This window comes from Stenotrophomonas maltophilia group sp. Smal13 (assembly GCF_030236855.1).
Lineage (GTDB): Bacteria > Pseudomonadota > Gammaproteobacteria > Xanthomonadales > Xanthomonadaceae > Stenotrophomonas > Stenotrophomonas maltophilia_A.
Map to the genome: position 1 here is coordinate 1 of NZ_JASJSQ010000178.1, position 885 is coordinate 885.

Sequence of the window (885 nt, forward strand, 5' to 3'; positions counted from 1 at the left end):
GGTATGTAGGAGCCAGGGTGGAGGGACCGTCAAGCATGCATCTGCGGATACTAGCCGACAGACGAGTCGAGCGATCCCCATCCCGCACACGAACGTCGATAAAGGATCGTACGGCCCCCAAAGGGGATCGTCGATGTAGGCAAGCTAACGTCGGTGCGGTACCACCCCAGCCCCTTAAAGATAGCTGGGAGCCGTACAAATGTCTGATTCTCTCGATATTGGCGTGGACGTGGACTCCAAGGAGTTCGTACCGGCAGTGGCCGACCGCAAGGCCGGCGACAGGATCGCCAACACCCGGGCCGGCATAGCCCAGTGGCTCAACACCTTGCCCCAGCGATGCCGGATTGGCATGGAGGCGACGGGGCGGTACTACGAGTTGTTGGCTCGGATGGCTGGCCAGGCAGGCCACGTTGTCTATGTGATCAATCCACGTCTGATCAAGCACTACGGCCGGGCGACGGGCTCGCGTGGCAAGACGGACGCCATGGACGCCGAAGCGATCGCCCGGTACGTGAAGAAGGAGAACGATCGCCTGCGTGAATACGTACCGCGTACCGACGAGCAGCAGCAGATGCACGATTTGCTGCGCAAGCGGCAGACGCTGGTAAAGACACGCGCGCGCCTGGAGCAATCCTTCGGGGTAAGCAAAAGTGCCCCCGGGGAGCTGTCAGATCTGTTCTGCGCTCTGGCTGGGACGCTGTCCGAGCTGGAAAGCGAACTGCAGCGCTTGGGTCGCGATGGAGAGCATGGCACGCTCTACAAGCGCCTGTTGACCATCCCTGGTATCGGCCCCGCCGTCGCCGCTCACCTGATTTACTACATGACGCGCTGGCCGTTGGCCAACGCCAACGCGTGGATCGCCTGCACCGGCCTGGATCCCCGGCC

At 62.4% G+C, this 885-nt stretch carries 1 protein-coding gene; it reads left to right on the top strand.

Annotated elements, in window-relative coordinates; translation table 11 throughout:
* Positions 1-199: 199 nt before the first annotated feature.
* The coding region (locus QRO95_RS25245) for a transposase (RefSeq protein ID WP_285303757.1) at positions 200-885 on the top strand (686 nt) is incomplete at its 3' end.